Origin of the sequence: Afipia sp. GAS231 (genome assembly GCF_900103365.1) — a bacterium.
GTDB lineage: Bacteria > Pseudomonadota > Alphaproteobacteria > Rhizobiales > Xanthobacteraceae > Bradyrhizobium.
Genome location: NZ_LT629703.1, coordinates 4404318 through 4424837, shown reverse-complemented (window position 1 = coordinate 4424837; position 20520 = coordinate 4404318). Strand labels below are relative to the sequence as shown.

At 59.5% G+C, this 20520-nt stretch carries 19 protein-coding genes; 4 read left to right on the top strand and 15 right to left on the bottom strand.

The window, feature by feature from the left end; genetic code table 11:
• Positions 1 to 184: 184 nt before the first annotated feature.
• Positions 185 to 724 (bottom strand): hypothetical protein, encoded by a 540-nt coding sequence (locus BLS26_RS35845; RefSeq protein ID WP_157676508.1) that lies wholly within the window; start codon positions 722 to 724, stop codon positions 185 to 187.
• 698 nt (positions 725 to 1422) lie between these two features.
• Positions 1423 to 1908 (bottom strand): hypothetical protein, encoded by a 486-nt coding sequence (locus BLS26_RS35840; protein ID WP_157676507.1) that lies wholly within the window; start codon positions 1906 to 1908, stop codon positions 1423 to 1425.
• Here BLS26_RS35840 and BLS26_RS20795 point away from each other — a divergent pair.
• Positions 1900 to 2484, top strand: a complete 585-nt coding sequence (locus BLS26_RS20795) for a hypothetical protein (RefSeq protein ID WP_092514211.1) — start codon at positions 1900 to 1902, stop codon at positions 2482 to 2484. The genes BLS26_RS35840 and BLS26_RS20795 overlap by 9 nt on opposite strands.
• 39 nt (positions 2485 to 2523) lie before the next feature.
• Here BLS26_RS20795 and BLS26_RS20790 read toward each other — a convergent pair whose 3' ends face one another.
• From BLS26_RS20790 to BLS26_RS20760, 7 genes are all read right to left on the bottom strand, one after another.
• Positions 2524 to 2751, bottom strand: a complete 228-nt coding sequence (locus BLS26_RS20790; RefSeq protein ID WP_092514209.1) for a hypothetical protein — start codon at positions 2749 to 2751, stop codon at positions 2524 to 2526.
• Between the two features lie 350 nt (positions 2752 to 3101).
• Complete coding sequence (locus tag BLS26_RS20785) at positions 3102 to 3689, bottom strand: SLATT domain-containing protein (protein WP_092514207.1); 588 nt, start codon at positions 3687 to 3689, stop codon at positions 3102 to 3104.
• Positions 3667 to 4551, bottom strand: coding sequence for a nucleotidyltransferase (locus tag BLS26_RS20780; RefSeq protein WP_092514205.1), 885 nt, complete (start codon positions 4549 to 4551; stop codon positions 3667 to 3669). The genes BLS26_RS20785 and BLS26_RS20780 overlap by 23 nt, the downstream gene beginning before the upstream one ends.
• 70 nt (positions 4552 to 4621) lie before the next feature.
• Positions 4622 to 6076, bottom strand: a complete 1455-nt coding sequence (locus BLS26_RS20775; protein WP_092514203.1) for a DUF2235 domain-containing protein — start codon at positions 6074 to 6076, stop codon at positions 4622 to 4624.
• 15 nt (positions 6077 to 6091) lie between these two features.
• Positions 6092 to 7102 carry a CBASS cGAMP-activated phospholipase gene (locus BLS26_RS20770; protein WP_092514201.1) on the bottom strand — a complete coding sequence of 337 codons (1011 nt, stop codon included), beginning with the start codon at positions 7100 to 7102 and terminating at the stop codon, positions 6092 to 6094.
• On the bottom strand, positions 7099 to 7584 hold the full coding sequence (locus BLS26_RS20765; RefSeq protein WP_092514199.1) for a hypothetical protein: 486 nt from the start codon (positions 7582 to 7584) through the stop codon (positions 7099 to 7101). The genes BLS26_RS20770 and BLS26_RS20765 overlap by 4 nt, the downstream gene beginning before the upstream one ends.
• Positions 7581 to 8777 carry a nucleotidyltransferase gene (locus BLS26_RS20760; RefSeq protein WP_092514197.1) on the bottom strand — a complete coding sequence of 399 codons (1197 nt, stop codon included), beginning with the start codon at positions 8775 to 8777 and terminating at the stop codon, positions 7581 to 7583. The genes BLS26_RS20765 and BLS26_RS20760 overlap by 4 nt, the downstream gene beginning before the upstream one ends.
• 176 nt (positions 8778 to 8953) lie before the next feature.
• On the opposite strand from BLS26_RS20760, the gene BLS26_RS20755 reads away from it, so the two are divergent.
• Both BLS26_RS20755 and BLS26_RS20750 read left to right on the top strand, forming a co-directional pair.
• Positions 8954 to 9286, top strand: a complete 333-nt coding sequence (locus tag BLS26_RS20755) for a helix-turn-helix domain-containing protein (protein ID WP_092514195.1) — start codon at positions 8954 to 8956, stop codon at positions 9284 to 9286.
• Positions 9286 to 10164, top strand: coding sequence for an ImmA/IrrE family metallo-endopeptidase (locus BLS26_RS20750; RefSeq protein ID WP_092514193.1), 879 nt, complete (start codon positions 9286 to 9288; stop codon positions 10162 to 10164). Before BLS26_RS20755 ends, BLS26_RS20750 begins: the two co-directional genes overlap by 1 nt.
• A 632-nt stretch (positions 10165 to 10796) precedes the next feature.
• On the opposite strand, the gene BLS26_RS20745 is transcribed toward BLS26_RS20750, so the two are convergent.
• From BLS26_RS20745 to BLS26_RS20735, 3 genes are all read right to left on the bottom strand, one after another.
• Positions 10797 to 11567, bottom strand: coding sequence for an SDR family NAD(P)-dependent oxidoreductase (locus BLS26_RS20745; RefSeq protein ID WP_197681261.1), 771 nt, complete (start codon positions 11565 to 11567; stop codon positions 10797 to 10799).
• Between the two features lie 79 nt (positions 11568 to 11646).
• Positions 11647 to 13578: an autotransporter domain-containing protein gene (locus tag BLS26_RS20740; RefSeq protein WP_244541640.1), complete on the bottom strand. Its 1932-nt coding sequence runs from the start codon at positions 13576 to 13578 to the stop codon at positions 11647 to 11649.
• Positions 13579 to 13862: 284 nt separating this feature from the next.
• Positions 13863 to 14537 carry a TetR/AcrR family transcriptional regulator gene (locus BLS26_RS20735; protein ID WP_092514187.1) on the bottom strand — a complete coding sequence of 225 codons (675 nt, stop codon included), beginning with the start codon at positions 14535 to 14537 and terminating at the stop codon, positions 13863 to 13865.
• Positions 14538 to 14959: 422 nt separating this feature from the next.
• Here BLS26_RS20735 and BLS26_RS20730 point away from each other — a divergent pair, with 422 nt between their 5' ends.
• Positions 14960 to 16804, top strand: coding sequence for a tetratricopeptide repeat protein (locus BLS26_RS20730; RefSeq protein WP_092514185.1), 1845 nt, complete (start codon positions 14960 to 14962; stop codon positions 16802 to 16804).
• Positions 16805 to 16835: 31 nt separating this feature from the next.
• Here BLS26_RS20730 and BLS26_RS20725 read toward each other — a convergent pair whose 3' ends face one another.
• From BLS26_RS20725 to BLS26_RS20715, 3 genes are read right to left on the bottom strand one after another with little or no spacing between them, the layout of a single operon-like run.
• On the bottom strand, positions 16836 to 17717 hold the full coding sequence (locus BLS26_RS20725) for a LysR family transcriptional regulator (RefSeq protein WP_092514183.1): 882 nt from the start codon (positions 17715 to 17717) through the stop codon (positions 16836 to 16838).
• 31 nt (positions 17718 to 17748) lie between these two features.
• On the bottom strand, positions 17749 to 19074 hold the full coding sequence (locus tag BLS26_RS20720) for an MFS transporter (RefSeq protein ID WP_092514181.1): 1326 nt from the start codon (positions 19072 to 19074) through the stop codon (positions 17749 to 17751).
• Complete coding sequence (locus BLS26_RS20715; protein WP_092514179.1) at positions 19071 to 20513, bottom strand: sulfatase-like hydrolase/transferase; 1443 nt, start codon at positions 20511 to 20513, stop codon at positions 19071 to 19073. The genes BLS26_RS20720 and BLS26_RS20715 overlap by 4 nt, the downstream gene beginning before the upstream one ends.
• Between the last annotated feature and the right edge of the window lie 7 nt (positions 20514 to 20520).

The window sequence follows — 20520 nt, the reverse complement described above, 5'->3', positions numbered from 1 at the left end:
GCAGGAGAACCCTTTCCGGCTTCCGCGGCGGCGGCATCAGCAGCGGAGATCGCAAGCTCGCGGCTGCTGATGCGGATCAGGCAGCCGGCGCCGGGAACGCCTCGGGGTCAAAACTCGAGGGAGGCCGATCGATGAGGGCGGCAGTGAGAACGATCCGGCCAAGGGTGCCGAAAATCCGTCTTGATCAATCCGGCGCCTCGGGCAGCGGAGCACCCCCCAGTGAAATGGGTCCAGACGGTTTCGGCGCCGGAGATTGTTTCCGTTGTGTGAGAGCAACCGGCCGACGCGGCACGACGGGCGAAGACGGAATTGCTCCGGCTTGAGTCAGGGACACCGGCGGCGCGCGTGCTGGCGCACTTTGCGATGCATCCATTCTCAACACCAAAGCAGCAAGCTGGTCAGACAATCTTTTCAGATCATCCTTTTGCGCATCCAACCTTGCGATCGCGGACAGCAAGGAATCTGTCGTCTGCTGCTTGAATGCCTCAAAATCTGCCCGACTGACGACATCTTCCCCGCGAGCGACGACCGGAACGCTGACCGGCGACTCCGCAAAAGCCACCGATCGGACCTGGTCGGCGTAATTGAGCCCCAGATAGGCTGCGCCGCTGGCCACGAAGACAAACAGAATAACCGCGATTACTATCCCGGATGAGCCGCGCCGGCGCTGCGGCGGAACTGGCCGATGCTCAGGTTCTAATTCTAAATTCAGGTCGTCGGTCACGCAAAGCCTCAGCGTCAGTTTTGGCTTTGCTGCACGACAATCGCCCTTCAAGCAAGCTGGATTTCAACAGGCCGGTTCGACCAAAACTGTTCCGGGATCCGCCAGGAGCATCCCCATTCCATATAATAGTTTAAGCCTAAAATACCTCCATAGCAGCTTTTTGAAAGATATTTTCCCAACTCTTTCGTGCTGCGCCAAGTGTTGACCGAAGGTGTCAGATGAGACCACAAATGACATGAAGGCTGCGCACGAGATACCCAAGGGCGGAGGGATGGAGGACCAGTTCGATGACAGTCGACTGAAAACTGCAAAGCTGCGTATTCGGCAAACGCCCCGTTTTTAACACCGCCGGGAAGGTTCGATGGACGGCAGCGCGAATCCGATAGCGAACGTTGTCGTCTACGAGATCGTCCGCTTGACCGCTCGAAATCGCTCTCCGCCGAGGCCTCGATCAGCGAGACTATTTCTGATCGATTTGAGATAGCGCTGTCCGCCACATTTGTCCGCGACGACTTCGATCAGTTCGACAAGGACTTCGTCGCGGCTCAGCAGATTCTCGGCTATCTCATTCACTGGGCTGATACCAGAGAGAAGTCTTGGATCAGCGCGATTTGCCTAACGCGCGGCGGCAGGGACGTCAGAAATGCTAGGTGCGATCTTCAACGCTTCGATATTCTACGAACGGGAATCGTCTCAACCTATAGCAGTTGATCGGTATCCCAAAGTTCTCCATTCATGAAAATCATGCGCTCCGAGCGGGCGAAAAGGATCAAGCCGTCGACTTCGGGCAGCGCCGACATCGCCCTACAGCTATGAAAGGCGGAGCCGCGGTTCAGCGAATGAGGCCGGCCGGCTGGCGGAGGATATAACCGGTACGACCAACCGGTGACGGAGTAGGAGGCGGCCGGCCCGGAGGTGCGGCCGGCGAGAAGTGCGCCGTCGTGGAATTCGGGATTTGCCAGAAGCGCCGTCTGATAAACGTTGCGAAACGCATCGTCCAGCAAAGCCCCCAAGGGAGCACTCGGGCTTCGCGGCATAGGTTCGGCAAAGCGCGGCAATCCAGAATCATCATGCAGGCAGATAAGCAGAGGAAACTGCGGGTTTGAGGCGTAGGCCGGCAGCAGAAAAGCGGCTACGCTTCTCAAATCGTCTCCGATAGCTACGCGAGTTTCTAAGTGCTCCATCTGCTGCGCCTCAATCTAGTCATTTACTTCGCCACACTCTGCGCGAGCTGTGGTGCGCTTCTGTACGCCGGCATGCCACTCCTTCGATCCGTCGCACTCGCTGCGATGGTCGCAGGTCTGATGCAACTTGCAACACTGGCAATCATCTTTTTTGCGTGGAAGTGGATACCCGGCTTTCCTATTCTCGTTTTCCCAAACATAGCGGGCCGGTGGCACGGCACTATCCGCTTTATCCGCGAAGGACAAGTTGCGGAAACGCCGGCGACGCTTGATATCGAACAGAATCTGAACGTCCTATCTCTTGTACTGGAAACGGACAGCGCCGAATCCGATACGATCGTCGTTTACCCGAGACGCTTAAGCAACGGTCGGCGGGAACTGCTCTACGTGTACGAAACCCGCCGCAAGGAGGGCAAGCCTCCGCCCTATTACCGCTACCGCGGAACGGCGGTCCTCCGGATCGAAAACCGGCATAACTCACTGGTGGGAACCTACTACACGGAGCAGGGCGGCACCGGCACCGTTTCCTTCGCGCGAGGCGTGGTCAATCTTCAAGATCAGCTGCCGGCCGGTTGAAGAAGACCGGCTTGAGCGGGGCGCGTGACGGGAATGCATTCAGACGGGATCGGCCGAATACATCTGATAGCTGCCTTCCGCCAATCCCAGCAGTGTCCCTTTCGCATCTTGGTCGGCAAAGTCCAACGCCAAGTCCGCCTGTTGCTCCTCCAGCTGGCCCGCATCTATCCTGAGGTACGGATCTCCCAGGTGATGACCCAGCATATAGTCGACGCGCTGTTGCTGGGAGACACGATGGTCGCGAACAACCGGCCGCGCCACATCCATTTTAGGCTGCCAGGATTGCAAGCGTCGCGATGGGGCGGCTGCGGAGCCTTCGAGGCCCCACCTGCCTACGATCAGGTCCGCGATGAAAACGGCTGCGATGCTTGCGGCGAAACTCGAATAGCAAAAGTCTGCAATCCGGACGGGAATCGCCGGCGTCCTGCAGCACGGAGATCGCCCATCCGCGCAGCGTCCGGATCGCCGGTCTTCGTTCCGTTGCCATCGGCATCGGTTCCAGCTGACTGAGAATCCATACGCCCATCGTACGTGCCCGGCTGCTAACACAGAATAGCGATTCCAAATTGCCGATGCAGCGGTTCCACGCGTTCCGACCTTCGAATCTTTTCAAGAGTTCAGGACGCCGAAGTCTTCCTTTTTAAGGGTCCCGGAAGGAATGCGTCGATTTCATCGTCGGAAAACGTAAGGTCTTCTTTATTCTTCAGGGCGTCTTGCGCCTGCCCGTAGGCTTTGCCGTCGGTATGCGGCGCCGACCGATATATTTTGTGTAACGCTTCCTGCAGATCATCGCGCCGTTGGCGAAGTTGAGTCATTGAACACGTGGGATCGCGGATGTCGGTTAGTAGGCTGAGATAGGCTTCCCGAATGTTCCAGATATCCGATGCCGCTTCCCGATGAAGTTGAGCATCCTTGCCGGGATCCAGATCCTTCACGTAGCTGTTCACGATCAACAGCGAGATTGACAACAGCGCGGTAGCGTATGGAAAGATCAAAGAACTCCGATCGAACACGACGCCGGTCGCACCGCCTGCGGTGAGCGCGGACAAGACAATCTGACACCACTTCATGATGCGCTGCCGGCGCGATCCGCGGTCCGCCATTTTTTCGTGGGTCTTGTGCGTATACGCGCAACGCCCGAAGCATTCGCGCACCTGGCTATCCAGTGCGTGCCGCTCGCCTTCAGTCGGGATAGAGGGTTCCAAAGACTTCTCTCCACTTCTGCCGCCGGGACCACTCCTGGTGGGCCAAGTCAAAATTCACCGCTTCAATAGAACGCAGCTGCGCGCTCCGGGCTTTGTGCTCAAATATACCTGTGCGACCGACGCGTGACCCGCTTCCGGGAGCGCGCCAGACCGTCTGCGTCTGCACTTGCTGCGATAGGAATTCGAAGAAGTCCCGCATCATCAGGTCGTGGTAGAGGAACGATTTATCGCGGTTTACATAGTTTTCGATGAATTGATAGGCCAAGGTGTCGATCAGCATGCCGCTCATCGGTACCGAGCAGTGCGCGCACCAGACCCGCGTCATTCGTCCTAGATATTTCAGGTTTTTGTTGGTTTCCGCGCTTCGCTTCGCGACCGCCTTTATCTCCGCGCGCGGATTGCAGACTTTCCAGCTACCGCCGTTATTTGCGTTGGGGTACGTCCAGCTGTCGGAATCCTTATTGTTGAAAACCGGAAGTATCTCGAATCTCACGCCGTCGTCGAAGGTGATGACCACGACCTGACCGTCGCCGAAACTCTCGGAGATCGGATAGGTGTTCTGTATCGACCGCTTCACCGCCTGCAGCAGCGCCGACTGGCCGTTCGTCGAGAAGGCGTGATACTTCGCATACTCGGCGTACGGCAGGATGAACGCCATGTCGAGGTCACTCAGTCCCTTCGCCGCAGTGTCCCGGCCATAGGACCCGACATACATGCTGTTTGCGGTGTCCGAAGTATTGTCGCGAAAATCGGTGTTCAACTGACGCGTGATGCGCTTGTAGCGGTAGGAAATGGAGCTGATCTTTTCCTGGGTGATCTGATAATTGTCCCGGAACGTAGCAAAGTCTTCTCCGACGCCCATCGCTACCTCCCAACAGTACGTTGCCGCGGGCCTGGCGGCCGGCGTTCGAGAATCCCGATCATTTCGTGTCTCATCCGGGCGGCTGGCCTGTCGCAAGCTGCGCCGCCGGGGGCTGCTTGGCGGCGAGTTTGGCCTGCTGAAATTCCACGTGATCGACTAGGTTGTTCGGCAAATAATCGATGGTCTCGTAAAAGTGGGGGACGCGTTCGGCGACCGCCCGTTTGTAGACCGAGGGATGCAGAACCGCCTGCGGATCGATGTGTCGGAGGCCCTTTGGCCAGCGGATTCCCCAGAGGAAGCCCGGCTCCCGCTCGTCGTGCTGCGGACCCAGCGGATCCGGACAAACTTGCAGGAGCGACGGGTTGATCTTGATGCCGTGGCCGGTCGGCCCGGTTTCGTCGGGCAGGTTCGCGGCGACGTACGTCATCCAGTCGAGGGAAATATCGGACAGCCGGGATTCGTTTTCCAGATAGCTGCCGCCGACATCCGAGTGGTTGCCGACAAACCATATTTGCTCGAGCCATTCGGGGTCGGTTTCCTTGCGTGGCGGACCCTTGTTGCTTTTGCTGCCCCACTTCACGATCGCGAAGTCCGCGCGGTTTTCGTCGATCGAGAGGGCGTGTCGGGCGTACCGGACCTCGTTGTCCAAATGGGGGTCGTAGAACTTCATCTTCGGCGACGTGAAGTGCAGCGTCTGCCAGAACGAATAATCCTTCAGCCCGGTCGCGTAGCGCAGATGGGAGATCACATACCAGATGCCGGCGCCGGCCAACGCCACGGCAACCAGCAGCCAAAACGCGGTCCAGAACGGAAGCAGGATCGACAGCAGCCAGCTCAAGAGCAGTATGAGGACAACGGCGCCGCCGAACATCCCCGCCGAAAGCGGATAGCTTCCCAAGGATGCGACGGTATCGAAGACGCCGATGAAGTATGGGTTGGCGTTCGGAAACCCCGCGGCATCGGACTTGTATTTCAGGCGAAAACGCAGCGCGATGGCCTTGCGTTGGTCGACATACTTCTCGTCTGCCGGCGAACTGACATGCTGGTAGACGTTTTTGACCGCCTCGCTCGCGATCTTCTTGACGGATTTCGCGTCTCGACGCAGTGGCGTCTTTCCGTCTCCCATCGTGGTCGGCACTCCGCACAGCGACAGCACCGCGGCAAGACATCGCACGGTATATGCTCCTCTGGAGAAGCCGATCACGAAAATTCGGTCACCGGGTTGCCACATGCTCAAGGTCGCCGCGTAGCAGTCGATGATGTTGGTGGTGATGCCCAAGCCGGTTGCGAGACTGAAGAGATTGTGCAGCCAACGATACGCCCGAATGGCGAAGAACGCGCCTTCCGGCGGCATCGAACCGAGACCGGCATCGTAGTAGGTCACCTGTTCGGAGGGATCGATGGTGGTGTCGGGACCGCAGCGCGTGGCGCGGTATAGCTTGTAGACGTTGCTGCGCCGTTCGTCCGGTCGAAGGCCACCGACCTGGCCAGTGCCGTCCGAGAATATGATGATGTTCTTCGCCATCGGTGTCTCGCTAACTCAGTCTTGCGACTGGGACTTGAGGGAATGGAATGGAGCAAATGGAAGCGTCGGTTCCTGGAAGAAATTACGCCGCAACTCCGGAAGCTGCTCGCGCGCCTCGGCAACCGCACGATCCTTCATTTCTGCAATCCTGGCCGCGTTATCCAGCGTATAGCGGCCTTCGGGCGCGACCTGATCAATGCGCCAGATCGCCTTGTGATCGTGGCCGTCGCCGGTGATGATCTTCGCGGCGCCGAGGGCGCTGTGTGACTGTCCGGCCATGAACAGGCGTGTCACCGAAGTCGCCATCGGAAGCTTGCCTTTCCACTTCGGCTGCGCTCTTACGTCGCTGGTCGTGCCGACGCTGAGAATTTTCAGGCGGTCTGCCGGCCATCCCAGCATTCCGACCGCTTCAACGGCCGCGACACCGATTGGATTGTTGGCCCACACCCCGCCGTCTACGAGTTCGACAGCCTCGTTCGTTAGATGCGGTTTTAAGAACGTTGGAGCGGCGGCCGTCGCCATTGCTGCATCGATCGCCAATTGTTTGTAGTCAGTCTCCAATCGCGGATGGTGCGCCGTCTTGTAGAGATACACCCGCTCCAGCATAGGGTGCCATGCCGGAATAACCAGGCGAGTTAGGCTTTCGCCCAGCTTGCGGTTCCCGAGCACGCCTTCCAGCGCAGTTCGGAGGTTATCCGACGAGTATTTGGATCCGAATAGGTGAAGCATGGATCGGCCACGTTGTCGCATCCACGTCTTCACCGGTCCGTGCTGTTGATCGAAGATCGCCGGTCCTTGTTCTTCGTACAGACGCAGGATATCTGCGGCCGACAGGCCAACTCCAAGTCCGATTGCGATAATGCCGCCGGTCGACGTACCAACGATAAGATCGAAATAAGAAGCGATAGGGTGTTCAAGATTTTCTTGAAGCTTTGCGAGAAACGCCGCGGGAAACACGCCACGAATTCCGCCGCCGTCGAGCGAGAGAATGCGGTACGTCGGCTGGCCGGACGGCGGGATGCTCATGATGACGCCGCCTCATCGTAAGAGCGCAGGCGTTTTGGTCGCCTAGCGGGCAGGTCGGATGCGACAGGATGTTCTCCGCCGCCTTTCCAATCGTCGGACGACAACCACTCCTCGAAATAGAACAGCCAGAGGATTGCCCAAGGCACGATGGTATTGTCGATCCTCATCCAGGCCTGCCACTCGTACGTTCTCGGCAAGTACAGGCAAAGTTGTACGGGATCCTGCTGATAAACGTGGGGAAGGCGGCGTCCGCCGGACAATAGCTTCAAGTTGGGACGCTCGACGTACACATCAGGCGTATCGCCCTGACGGTAATCGATGCGAAGGCCGTAAAACCGGCTGAGCGGTGACGGCGTGGCTTCGAAGCGCCAGACAAACGAACCAGCATGGGGGGCGCCATTTCCTCCAGCAGTGAGCGGATTAGCTTTCAGATTCACAAGTTGCTGGCTGGCCGTCAGCGGCCGGCGCTGACCGAGTCTCATGAACTGTCGCTTCCGTGGAAGGTGTTGGCCCGCACGGACGTGGAAGACGCAACCGCCGCAACGCTCAATCCCACGGCTGGCGCTGCGACAAGGCGGCCAGTGCGGCGGGCCGCCGAAACCGGTTCGGTCAGGCCGTCGAGGGCGCGAGCGGCGGGCGTCGAACCGAAGGCGGATCCCAAACGCTTCGTGAGAAGGTCAAGGCCTTCGATGTGCGTGAGGCTTTCAAGGTCAGCGAGCAATTTGGCATGCCAGGTGTAGAAGGCGTTGGCTCGACGAGGATCCGCATTCCATTTTTCCGCGAAATTCTCGTGGTCGGTAGTTTCGTTCCAGATGAACCACTGGCGCCGCCCGCTGGAAGTGTCGACCTGGATGAAGTGGGGCATGTGACGGACGACGTCGCAAAGCAGGTCCAATTCGCTGTCGTACACGGTGTTGAGCGCGCAAAACTCGTAGGCGCGTGACGCAAGCGTCGTGATGATGACCGAGATCGGCGCCAGGCTGGGATCAAGCTCCTGAAAATGGATGTCTCGATGCCGCTTCGAGAGCTGCACGGTGCGGGGCAGAATTCCCTTGAAACTGACCTGCTCCGGATAAGGCTCGACGACGGATCGCGCGCTGTCCATCGCGGCCATGCTCTTAATAAGTCGCATCTGCGGCATGATCTTGGCGCGTTCGAGGAACAGCGTCTTGTATCCTTTGGGATTCGAAGGGGTCCACGACCGCAGCGCCTTATCCGGCACCAAGACGCCGCCCTTGGGGCATCCCGGGTTGGGAATCGAAGGCGTGATATCCAAATGAAACTCGCCGGCGTAGTTGATCCGCCAGCAGCGCCCCATTTCCTCGAGAATCGGCGCGTACAAACCGTTGGAGCGAAGGCGATTGCCAATCGCAAACTTGAGGGTCGCGGGAGAGATCAGTTGATCCGGCTCAGCAACGTGGGAGACCAGGTCTACGTCATGCTCAATTCGTCCAATCGGCTTGACGGTCGTCCCGATTGCGGTGGATCCTTGCGGGTAGATCAGGACCGTATGGATCAATCTGTCTTCGGCGCCGGCGAGCCAGCGGCCGACCGCGTCATAACGAGCCTTTGCCAACTCGAACTGGCTATCTGTCAGTTCCAGCCCTTGGCACAAGCGCTCCAACACGCCGACAAGTTGAGCATTCCGCATGATCGTTCGCTGATCGGCGTACATTTCATATCTCCGGTTTCCAGCGCCAAATCACCCCTGGTCGGTGCCGCGGTTAACCTGAAAGCCCAAAAACTGGACCTCGCTATAGGAGCAGTTTAACTATCGCTACAGCGAACATGGCAGCCCGCTTGCCGGAAGTCAATGATTCGATATACTGCTGTTCCGAACAGGGAATTTGCATGCCTAAGACGTTGTCTCAGAAGATCGGTGAGCAGATTCGCAAGCTAAGGCTTGAGAAGAAGCTCACCCTGGACAAACTCGCCGAGGATGCCGGGTTGAGTAAGTCCTACCTTTGGGAGCTTGAAAATAAGAGCCCGCCCCGCCCGTCAGCGGAAAAGCTTGCCGGGATAGCCAAGGCTTTAGGTGTTACGGTCGACTACTTCATGGGCGCTGATACGCCGGAGGAATTGGAGACAGCGGAGGACAAGGCGTTCTTCCGCGAGTATCAGCAGATGAGCGCTCCCATGAAGGAAAAGCTCCGTCAGATGAAGAAACTGTTGGATAAAGACTGATGGATACGCGGGGCTGGGGCGTAGATCGGTGGGCAAACCACCTTTCTCTTTTGCTAAACGCCGCGAACCCGGCCGATCGTTACCGCTTCGATATTGGTCAGCTCGCGATCGAGGTATCTCGAACGTTTTTTCCGGATGATCCTATCACCAAGGTGATCGAGGATGACCTCGAGGGGTTCGGCGGGGCGTTGCTTCCCTCGGAGTCCGGGAAAAGGTGGGGCATTCTCTACGACCGCAATACAAGTCCACAGCGCCGTCGTTTCACGATTGGTCACGAATTGGGGCACTATCTCCTTCATCGGAAGAAGTTTCCGGAGGGCATCCGCTGCAACGAAGCAGCGGTTGACGGCCGAGTCAGCGCAGAAGTTGAACGCGAGGCTAATGCCTTCTCGGCCTCGGTCCTGATGCCTCTTGACGATTTTCGGAAGCGCATCACGCCCACAGATGTTCCAAACTTCGATGACTTGGGTGCCTGCGCGGATCGGTACGACGTTTCGCTCACCGCCGTCATCCTACGCTGGCTCCGCTACACGCAGCGTCGGTCCATCATGATTTTGTCGACTGAGGGCTATGCGAAATGGGCGTGGTCGAGCGAACCGGCCTTTAAGTCCGGCCGCTTCATAAAGACGAGCATCAGCCCGCCTTACGAAATGCCTGCCAGATCCGGTATTGCCCGTGGCGTTTCCGCAGAAGAATTGAAGGATGGTGTCGATCATCCGGCCGGAGTGTGGTTCGACGAACCCGTCCGCGAGTTATCATTCCATTCGACGTCGCAGAATTGCAGGTTCACGTTACTGCATTTGAAGAACGCCGACCGTGGGGCCTGGCATGCAGAGCAGCAAACCGAGGACACTTACGATCGCTTCATGCGGCGGTGACGAACAGTGTCGAAGTCGATTAGGCACCACCGTCTTCCCTAATCAAGGGCTACAAGGAGCCGCCGGGAAAATCCTCGTGCCTATGACGATGGTCCCGCAGATGGACGAATAGACCGATGTTGAACGTGGACCCTCCTCCTCACCGCCAATTTTGTGATACAATTTCGACGATGAAATCCGACCCTTCGCCGCTGAATTGAACCCGACGCAAGTGCAGATCGATGCGACGAAGATTTCTTGGGCCAAACGCCGGATCTACTGGCACAAAACTGACACAAGCCCAGCTTCGAAATCAAGCTAAGTGACTGGCGGGACGGGGTATTTCCAAAACCCGCCCCCTCCATTGGTAATGGAGAGGTCGACAGTTCAATCCTGTCTGGCAGCACCAGCCGTTCTCTCGCCAAAGCCCCCTAAAATCAGCAAAATTCACGTGATCGCCGGTGTCGGCCGCCCTGAAAGCATGTGACGCGTTTTCTTGACGCGAACCGGATCAAGTCCGAGGACATGCTTCGCTGGAAAACGCTCTAGCCGTCCTAGTGTCGCGGAGGTCAGAGCCATCGCAAGGTCACGACGGCGATCTGAAGGTTGAGAGCCAAGGTTGCCTGCCCGCTCCGCGGCCAATCGAACGTTTATCAGTGCATCAACCTGCCGCCTGCAACGTCGATCGTGGCGCCGGTGATCCATGAGGCACTTTCTGAGGCCAGAAAGAGTGCGGCGGCCGCAACGTCAGCCGGCGTTCCAAGCCGGGAAATCGGGTGCAGGGCAGCGATCAGCGATCTCTTCTCTTCAGGCATATGCAAAGCTGTGCGTTCGGTGAGAATAGCGGAAGGCGAGAGACAGTTGGCGCGAATATTGAAGCCGCCAACCTCCCGTGCCACATGGCGGGTCAACATGATCACGCCGGCCTTTGCAGCAGCATAGGCCGAGGAAGCTGGTGAGGAGGACCGGCCAGCGGTCGATGCCATCGTCAGAATAGAACCCGACCGCCTCACCTTCATGCCGGGAAGGAATGTCTTCAGCGTCAGAAAAGTCGCGGTAAGATTGTGATCGATGCCAGACCGCCAATCGCTTTCGGAGGTCATTTCGACTGGCGCGGGCATGGCAGTACCGCCGCCTGCGAATGCGACAAGAATGTCTATTGGCCCCAGGCGTTTTTCTGCATCACTCCGCGCACGCTCCAGCGATTCCCCATTTGTGCATTCCGCCGGGATCGCGGCCGCTTCGGCGCCTGCCCCCGTCAATTCAGCAACAACCTGGTCCAGCGCCATCTTGTTGCGTCCGCTAACGGCGACCTTGACGCCATTCTCTGCCAACCAGCGACAGGTCTCCGCGCCAATGCCACCGGATCCACCGGTGACGAACGCTATCTTTCCCTTCAGGTCGGGGTACGTCGGCTTGCTCAAGGCTGTCTCCATTTTTTTGAAAGTACGCATCGATCGACAACGACGAATCGCGATTCGATGCCGGTCATGCTGAAGCGCTTCAAAACGCAATTTTGAATGCGGCTTGGCCGCCGTAGTCGTCGCCGCCCCGTCGGCCGAAGGTGCTGCTCGCAAACACCTGAACCGACATCCGTGAATTTATCGCGCCTGATACGCCGCCTGCGACGCGCCCATAGACGCTATGGGAGTTGCCGTCGTGGATATTCAAGGTATTGACGATGATCGGAGCGGAAGTCGCACCGTATTGGATAAGCCGGCTATCGCCCAAAACATCGCTCTCGGCGGTCAAGTTGATGAACGGCTCCAATCCGAACGCAGGCAACGTGCCAGGAAAGCGGAACTGCGCACCAGCGCTGGCAACGAGCGCTTCCTTGGTCTGCTTGCCTACGCTGAGCGTCAGCGCGGCGTCGCCGCTCTCGGTGTAGTTATCGACCCGGGCGCGCCCATAAATCAGTCCGGCGATCGGTCCGGCGCGAACCCCGGAGAAATCGAACAGCTTGCCGACCTTGCCGCCGACGGCGAGGGTACTGCCGTCCGGGCTCGACGAGATGGGGTCGAATACTCCCGGCCGGGTGTTGTGATAATTCTGGAAGCCGACGATGCCGATGCCCTGCGCGAAGAAGTTGGCACTGGTCCAGCCGCCGTATAGGCCAAATTGATAGGAGTCGGTTTCAGTTTTGGTTCGTCCGTCACCCAGCGCAATCGTTGGCTTGGAATAGTTGAAGGCTGCACCGACAATTGCATTGGCGCTCAGTCTATATTCCGCGCCGACCGAACCACCGAAGGATGTGAATTTGTAACCCGATGCGGTCGTGGTGCTTTGCTGTTCGCCGCCGCCGCCATCGACCGAAATGTAGACCGAGAGAGGCGAGCCGACCGGTGGCTGTACCGGCGGAGCCTTGGCGAGGCGCGACGGGTCGTACGCCATCGCCTGCCGAAAACCCCCGCTCTGGGCGGTGCCGCCAAACATGTCGAGGCGGCCAAACAACGATTGCGCGAATGACATCTCGGCGATCGCGCCGGTTTCCGCCTGCGGCCCAAATGTCAGTGGGGCGTTCAGTCGATTGACGATGTACTCACCGACTACCGCGAAGCCATGGGACGTAAGGTGAGTGCTATCGATATAAAAGAGGTATTTGGCTTGCTCCGTGCTGTTGCCGTAGCACGCCATCGTACAGGCCCCAGCGCTGGCAAAGCCATATGCTGCCGGGTTCGAGCGGATTTTATCCAGGATAAGGCTGACGTCGAGATACTCGACCCGGACGCCGGCGGCCGCGACGGAGGATAGGCCCGATTGTATGATCGAGTTGGCGGTCCGGTTGAATGCCGAGGCGATCGGGGCATGCACAGGATCAGCCGTAGCCAGCGGAAACGTGCCGGTGTCTAGCGCAGTGAATACGATGTTGCGAGCTCCGGCCGCCACCAACGCGTTGATCCCGATCAACGTTTGGGTGGCGGCATAACCCGCTGCCGCAGCCACGCCGGCCATCGTTCTACCGATCCCGCTCGGGAAAAAGCCTCCCGGCGGCGACGCATATTGGAGCGCGTCGTTTGCAGTCACATTCAGAAGGACCAGATCGGTGGAGGCAATTCGCAAGCCCCCCGAACCGGCGAAAAGTCCCCATTGTTGCGCAAACCCCGGCTGGCCCGGTTGCGCATTGGTGTTGTCGGTCTTCGCGCCGCCATAGGCAAAGTTCAATTGATTTGCTTGCGCGATGCCCAGCAGACCCGAAACCGTATCGACATAGTTGGTTCCGCCGCTGAAGCGTCCGGTCGAATAGAGGCCAACATAGTAGGCCAGATAAGCAAACTTGACGGGATCCGACTTGTACAGGTCGACCAGCGGTTTGATGGCGTTCCCGGTATCGGGAAAGCTGTCGCCGAACGCCACCGTCCTCGTGAATGCAGTCTGAGCTTTGGCGGGCTCAAGACGAAATGCTGCCGATGCCACCAGAAATACGACGATGGTCACTCCGCAAACGCGCGGTGTGATGATTTTACCCCGAGCCATAATTTTCCCCACCCTGTTCGTTGGCGTTTCAAACAGCGGGGATCATGATATTTGATATACAGTATGTCCAGTTAATTATTTAGCAGTATTTCGTCTTAGACGTGAGAATTCTCAGTAAATCAGATCAAAGTTAGACAATATGTCTAGTAAATTTGGACGACGATGAGCGCGCCCACCACAGGGGTTCGCGAGGATGCGCATCGGCCCAAGAGGCGACCAGTTGCGGCGTTGACTGAAAGATCGACCTACTTTTTTCGTCGAGGATTGGCCAAAACCGGGGAGTCTTCATCGTTTCGAAGCGGCTTTGACTTGGCGAAGCAGAGCGACCGGATAACGGCCTCGACCAGTTCGAGCATTAGCGCTTCCACCTCGGCTTCCGAGCGTTCGGTCGCTATCAATTGACCAATAAATTCGTAGCTCGTCATTCCGTGAAGCGCATCGATTAGATCGTCGGCGCGATCGAGCGTCAGTTTCTGAGCAAGGCGACCAACAATGACGGTTATACCGCGGCGGCGGCGCTCCGATCGAGCCGTCAATCGCGCTCCCGCTTCGTCGTCCGCTAATTCACGCGAGAGGCGCGGCCAAACTTCTCTCTGCGCGATCCAAAACCTGACAAAAACGGAAGTAAATTTCTTCAGCGCCTCCACAGGATCTGGTTCCGTGAAGGCCTCAGGCAAAACGCCCAATCCCCCTTCGTTGGCGATCGTGTCGAAGACGGCTTCGAGCAGACTCCCCCGGCTCTCGAACTGCAAATAGACCGTCGCGCGCGCCACGCCGGCCTTTTTTGCCACCGCGTCCATCGAAAACGGCGTCCGATGACCGCGTTCGCTCAATATCTTCCGAGCTGCCGCAATTAATTGAGAGCGGGTATTTTCGGCTTCCGCCTTCCTGCCGCTGTTGTCGTAGATCCGCTTAGCCATATGCGACGTCGTTCATCGTCAAACCTTCGAGTTGGGAAAAACCGCCCGCGGCAATGTCTCGGTTGCGATCTTCGACGATTCTGGCGGCCGACTAAATATATAGCACACCTTGCCACGGGGCGGCGGATCCGGTCATCCGGCAGAGCGCACTATGGCAAGTGATTGTCAGGACGGGATTTTTTCAAAACCCGAGCACTCCATTGGTAATGGAGAGGTCGATGGTTCAATCCTGTCCGGCAGTACCCGTTTTTCCCATTAAGATCGACGGGCGGGATCGGCAACGGCTGAGCAAGCATTTCACCGTCGGTGGCCGCTTAGCCCGAGCCCTGCGCACTCGAGCAACTTTTCCCGGCCGATCGTGAACCAGACCGGCAAATCCCGCTACCATAGTCCTGGATAGCAATTTCGCTCCAGGAGACCGCATGAGCCGCACGACATGGAGACTTTGGAGCGCGCTTGCTGCCGCCATGACGCTCCTGAGCCACGCCGCTGCCGCCGAGCCGTGCTACGATCTGCCAGACCCCGACGCCAGGATCGCCGCCTGTACCCAGGGTATCAATTCGGGGAAATTGACTGGAGCCCAGCAGGCCATCGGCTACAGCAACCGGGGCGTCGCCTATCACCAGAAGGGCGACACCGACCGCGCCATTGCCGACTTCAATGAGGCGATCCGGCTCGATCCCACCTTCGCCCCGTCTTTCTTCAACCGGGGCCTCACCTGGCGCGACAAACACGAATCCGACCGCGCTATCGCCGACTACAACGAGGCCATGCGGCTCGGTATCAAGGACAGCGGGATCTTCAACAGCCGGGGGATCTCCTGGTTCGACAAGGGCGACACCGACCGCGCCATCGCCGACTTCACCGAAGCGGTCCGGCTCGATCCCAAAAACGTCACGGCAATCGGCAATCGCGGTGCCGCCTACCACCAGAAGGGCGACAACGACCACGCCATCGCCGACTACAGCGAGGTGATCCGGCTCAATCCCCGGGACGCCGCGACCTTTTTCAAGCGCGGTAAGGCCTACGGCGACAAGGGCGACAACGACCGTGCCATCGCCGACTACAGTGCGGCGATCCGGCTCGATCCCAGGGACGCCACCGCCTTCTTCAATCGAGGCCTCGCCTACAGCGACATGGGCGACAACGATCGCGCCATCGCCGACTTCAGTGCGGCGATCCGGCTCGATCCCAAGGACGCCACGAACTTCAACAGTCGGGGCATCGCCTATAGCGACAAGGGCGACGACGATCGCGCCATCGCCGACTTCAATGAGGCGATCCGGCTCGATCCCAAATATCTCAATGCCTTCACCAACCGAGGCATCGCCTTTAGCGGCAAGGGCGACAGCGACCGCGCCATCGCCGACTTCGACGCGGCGATCCGGATCAATCCCAAATTGGCCGTTGCCTTCAGCAGCCGAGGCAGCGCCTATAGCGACAAGGGCGACAATGACCGCGCCATCGCCGACTACACCGAAGCGATCCGGCTCGATACCAAACGCGTCAAGGCGTTCTACAACCGAGGCATCGCCTGGCTCGACAACGGCGACGGCGACCGCGCCATTGCCGACTTCACCGAGGTGATCCGGCTCACTCCCAAAGACGTCGATGGCTTCAACAACCGGGGTCTCGCCTATCGTTTCAAGGGCGAAAATGACCGCGCCATCGCCGACTACAATGCGGCGATCGGGCTCGATCCAAAATCCACCACGGCCCTGGTCGGCCGAGGTACCGCCTACCAGGGCAAGGGCGACAACGACCGTGCCATTGTCGACTACACTGAGGCGGTTCGGCTCGATCCGAAATCCGCCGCGGCCTATTTTGCGCGCGGGCGTTCCTATCTCTTTACCGGCTCGGCCGACAAGGCACTGACCGATCTCAATCAGGCCAGCGCGCAGGCGCCGAAAAATGCCTATATCGCCCTGTGGGCCGATATCGCCGGCCAGCGCAACAAGCTCCCGAGCCGTCTGGCGCAAACCGGTTCGAAGATCGACATGACCGTCTGGCCGGCGCCGGTCATCAAATTGTTCATGGACCAGATGACGCCTGCTGCGGTACTTGCTGCGGCTGATGATCCGGATGCCATCAAAAAGTTGGGCCAGATCTGCGAGGCAAATTTCTACAGCGCCGAGCTTGCGCTGGCCAAGGGGGCGAAGGACGAAGCCATTCGTCAGTTTCGTTTGGCGGCAAGCGATTGCCCGCACGGTTTTACCGAGCGGGACGCCGCCAATGCCGAACTGAAGATGCTTGGCGCAATCCCATGAGCAGGTTTGGCTCCAATGCTCTTGCTGCGGGCTACTCCTTTTCCTTGGCAAATCCGGCAACGGCCTTGACGACTGGCGAACGCCATCGCTCGCTGGTCGTCAGCATCCAGCACTCGTATTGAAAATCCGAATCGAGCGCCAGTTCCACCAGATCGCCCTGCTTCAATTCGCTGTCGAATACGAAGCGCGGGCCGCGAGCGACATGATCGGTTTCGAGCGCCATCCGCCTGATCAGGTCGTAGTCGTCGGACAAGAAAGCTTCGAGGTTACGTTTCTGCTGGGCGTTGACGACGCCGAGCCAGGATCTGAAATCTGGCGTCAGGCCGGCGCTCGCCAGCGGCAAGCGCATGAACGCGAGCGGTGACAGCGGAGCCGCCTTCAGCGCCGGATGATCCCGCCGCGCGACGACCGTGTAGCTATCCTCGAAAACCTTGACGCGGATGAAGTCGTCTTCCAGCGTCGTGAGTTGCTGGTTGCAGAACACCAGGTCGAAGGTCCCGGCGCGCAAGGCGCGCATCATCAGGTTCGGCCCGGCATAGCGCGTCACGAATTGAAGCCGCGGAAACGCACGGGCCGCCTTCTGGATGACCTTCGGCAGCGGATACAGCCGCGTCGCGGGCCCGACCCCGATTCGTAACAGTCCAGCTTCGCCCTTCGCCATCTGCTCCAGTTCACGGCCGAGCGTGCTGACATTCTGCAGCAGGCCCAGGGCCTGGTCGGCGACGAACTGGCCATAGACGGTCGGACGCGCGTTGACATTGGAGCGCTCGAACAGCTGCACACCAAGCTTTGCTTCAAGCCGGCCGATGCTCTTGCTCAGCGTCGGCTGCGCGATCCCCAGGGCTTTCGCGGCTCCGCTGAAACTGCCCGCGCGGCAAATGGCGACGATCTGTTCGAGATGATGCAGCTCCATCCCGTGACCTTAGCAGACGCCGGGGTTGCGGCTAAGGCCCGGATCGCCTGATCCTGATCGGGATCACGACGAGGGCGCTCAACAGCAGCGATACGCCCCCGACCGCCAGCGCCATCGAGAAGCTGCCGGTCTGGGTCTTAACGACACCGAAGAAGTAGGGACCAACGGTGCCGCCGAGATTGCCGACGCCATTGATCAGGCCGATCCCGACCCCCACGACGCGCGCCGGCAACACCTCGCTGGGCAGGGTCCAGAACGGACCAAAGCGGCCGGTGAAGACGCCGATCCCGATCGACAGGCAGATCACGGTCGCCAGCGTGCCGCCATCTGTCAATTGCAGAACCAGGAGCGGGACGCCCGCAGCCGCGGTCATGACAATCATGTGCCATTTGCGCTCGCGCAGCCGGTCGGAACTGGCCGCGACTCCCAGCATCAAGGTGATCCCGAGCACGGAAGGGAGCGTGGCGAGCAGGCCGACCATTCCGATCGAGAGCCCGGTTTCCTTCAGTACCGTCGGGAACCAGAAATTGACGCCCCATTCGGCCATCAGCGCGAGAAAATTGTAGAGCGCGAGCAGCAGCACACTCGGATGCCACAGCGTCGAGAGCCAGTGACCGGATATCTTGACGGCGGCCTCTTCCTCGCGCGCAAGCTCCGTGACCAGCCGGGCCCGCTCATCTTCCGCAAGCCATTTCGCGTCCTGCGGACGATCGTCGATCGCCCACCACCATATCACCGCCCAGATCAGGCTCGGCATCGCCTCGATCACGAACATCCATCGCCAGGACAGGTAGGTGAGAATCAAACCCGAGACCGGTCCCGCGATCATCGGCGCGATCGGGAATGTCAGCAGGAAGAGCGCATTGGCGCGGGCGCGCTCGGCCTTGGTGAACCAGTTCCGGATCAGGACCAGCGTGCAGGTGAGCACGCCGCCCTCGGACAGGCCGAGTGCGAAGCGGTTGATCGACAGTTCAAGCGGCGTGTTCACGAACGCGGTGGTGAGCGAGATCAAACTCCACAGCAGCATCTGGCCGAACAGAACCCGTTTCGGGCTCCAGATCGACGCAAGGCGTCCCGCCGGAATCTGCAGGATGATATAGCCCCAGAAGAACAGGCTGGTGGCGAGGCCGAGCGCCGCCGGCGTGAGGCCGAGGTCGTCCCGGACGAAAGGTGCGGCCATCGACAGGTTGGTCCGGTCGACAAAGGCCATCACATACATCACAAAGGCGACGCCGAGGATGCGCACCCAGCGATTATTCACGATCAGCGCCCGCAGGTTTCGCCTCGCGGGCAACGAGCTGTCAACAGCGACCAGGGAATGCGGCTGATCGAAGCCCGGCGCCGCGCTTTCGCTCACGAGATCAGTCCGATCGGGACCGGCGTGTACATTTTTTTGGTCGGCAGGTTCGCCATCACCTGATCGGGGCCGCCCTTGCTCTCGATCAGCGCGCGCTGCGCCTCGTTCGCGCGCCGGTCCGCGTCTTCAGGATCGACGATGCCGCGCAGCATCGTCTCGAGCTGCTTCATCGTCGCGTCATATTCCGGAAGCTGCGCAAGATTGCGGCTCTCCTCCGGATCGGCTTCGAGGTCGAACAGTTCGGGCGCGAAGCCAACGTAGTAGATGTATTTGAACCGCCCCTTGCGCAGCATGTAGGACGCCGAGGGCGAGGCGGCAGCATGATATTCCGAGAAGGCGAGACGCTCCCGATCGTCGGCCCTGGCGGCAAGATCGAACAGCGAATGGCCGGGGACGCCATCCGCATCGGCCGACAGCCCGACGCCATCGAGCACCGTCGGGTAGGCATCCACGAGCGAGGCCGGCGTCGCGCAAGTCTTGCCGGCGGGCACGCCCTGGCCGGCGACGATCATGGGGATCGCGACTGCCTCCTGGTAATGGTTCGACTTGCCCCAAACCCCGCGCACGCCGGCGTTCTCGCCATGGTCTGAGGTGTAGAGGATGCGCGTGGTGTCGCGCAGGCCGGATTCGTCGAGCGCGGACAACACGCGGGCGACCTGGGCGTCCATGAAACTGATCAGCCCGAGATAGGCGGCCAGCGCCTTGCGCTGGTCCTGCGGGCTCGGTGCGCCACCCGCAAGCAGATCCGCGAGCCACGGATGCGGCACATAGCCGGAGCCGGGTCCGTATTTCGGATCGGGCATCTGATCGACCGGATAGAGATCGAAAAACTCTTTCGGTGCCACCAGCGGATAATGCGGCGTCACGAAACTGACGAACAGCACCCAGGGTGTCGGCGCCGTCGCGGCATTGCGTAGCCATTGCACGGCAGTATCGGCGACGCGCCGGTCGTACAGCGTATACTCGCTCTCGCCGACACTGGCGGCTTCGGCGATCGCTGAACGCTTGCGCGGCGGGGCTACGAAATCCGGAAACTGCTTGCGGATCGACAACTGGATCATGCCGACGCCGCCGGTGATGTGCATCGGAATGTGTTGCTTGTCGAAGCCGGTCGGATCTTCCTCGAGCCGGTAGTGCAGCTTGCCGATCGACTCGGCGCGAATGCCGGCTTCCTGCAGTCTGTGGCCCCAACTCGGCACCCGCCCGTCATAGGCGATCGAGTTGTCCCAATATTCGATATCATGGATGTAGCGACCGGTCGCGAAGCTGGCCCGCGCGGGCACACAGATCGGACACGTGGTGTAGGCATCGTCAAATCGCGTTCCGCGAGCTGCCAGCGCATCCAGGTTTGGCGTTTTGGCCAGCGGATGGCCGGCACAACCCATCATCCGGGCGTTGTGCTCGTCGGACATCAAAATGAGCAGGTTCTGAGGCGTCACGTTCCGG

What these genes read in the sequence shown, in the direction of transcription:
- BLS26_RS35840 (WP_157676507.1), bottom strand. Translation starts at nt 1,908, where the DNA reads ATGGAGCACTTAGAAACTCGCGTAGCTATCGGAGACGATTTGAGAAGC.
- BLS26_RS20730 (WP_092514185.1), top strand. Translation starts at nt 14,960, where the DNA reads ATGAGCCGCACGACATGGAGACTTTGGAGCGCGCTTGCTGCCGCCATG.
- BLS26_RS20760 (WP_092514197.1), bottom strand. Translation starts at nt 8,777, where the DNA reads ATGTACGCCGATCAGCGAACGATCATGCGGAATGCTCAACTTGTCGGC.
- BLS26_RS20765 (WP_092514199.1), bottom strand. Translation starts at nt 7,584, where the DNA reads ATGAGACTCGGTCAGCGCCGGCCGCTGACGGCCAGCCAGCAACTTGTG.
- BLS26_RS20780 (WP_092514205.1), bottom strand. Translation starts at nt 4,551, where the DNA reads ATGGGCGTCGGAGAAGACTTTGCTACGTTCCGGGACAATTATCAGATC.
- BLS26_RS20735 (WP_092514187.1), bottom strand. Translation starts at nt 14,537, where the DNA reads ATGGCTAAGCGGATCTACGACAACAGCGGCAGGAAGGCGGAAGCCGAA.
- BLS26_RS20790 (WP_092514209.1), bottom strand. Translation starts at nt 2,751, where the DNA reads ATGGATGTGGCGCGGCCGGTTGTTCGCGACCATCGTGTCTCCCAGCAA.
- BLS26_RS20770 (WP_092514201.1), bottom strand. Translation starts at nt 7,102, where the DNA reads ATGAGCATCCCGCCGTCCGGCCAGCCGACGTACCGCATTCTCTCGCTC.
- BLS26_RS20755 (WP_092514195.1), top strand. Translation starts at nt 8,954, where the DNA reads ATGCCTAAGACGTTGTCTCAGAAGATCGGTGAGCAGATTCGCAAGCTA.
- BLS26_RS20775 (WP_092514203.1), bottom strand. Translation starts at nt 6,076, where the DNA reads ATGGCGAAGAACATCATCATATTCTCGGACGGCACTGGCCAGGTCGGT.
- BLS26_RS20750 (WP_092514193.1), top strand. Translation starts at nt 9,286, where the DNA reads ATGGATACGCGGGGCTGGGGCGTAGATCGGTGGGCAAACCACCTTTCT.
- BLS26_RS20725 (WP_092514183.1), bottom strand. Translation starts at nt 17,717, where the DNA reads ATGGAGCTGCATCATCTCGAACAGATCGTCGCCATTTGCCGCGCGGGC.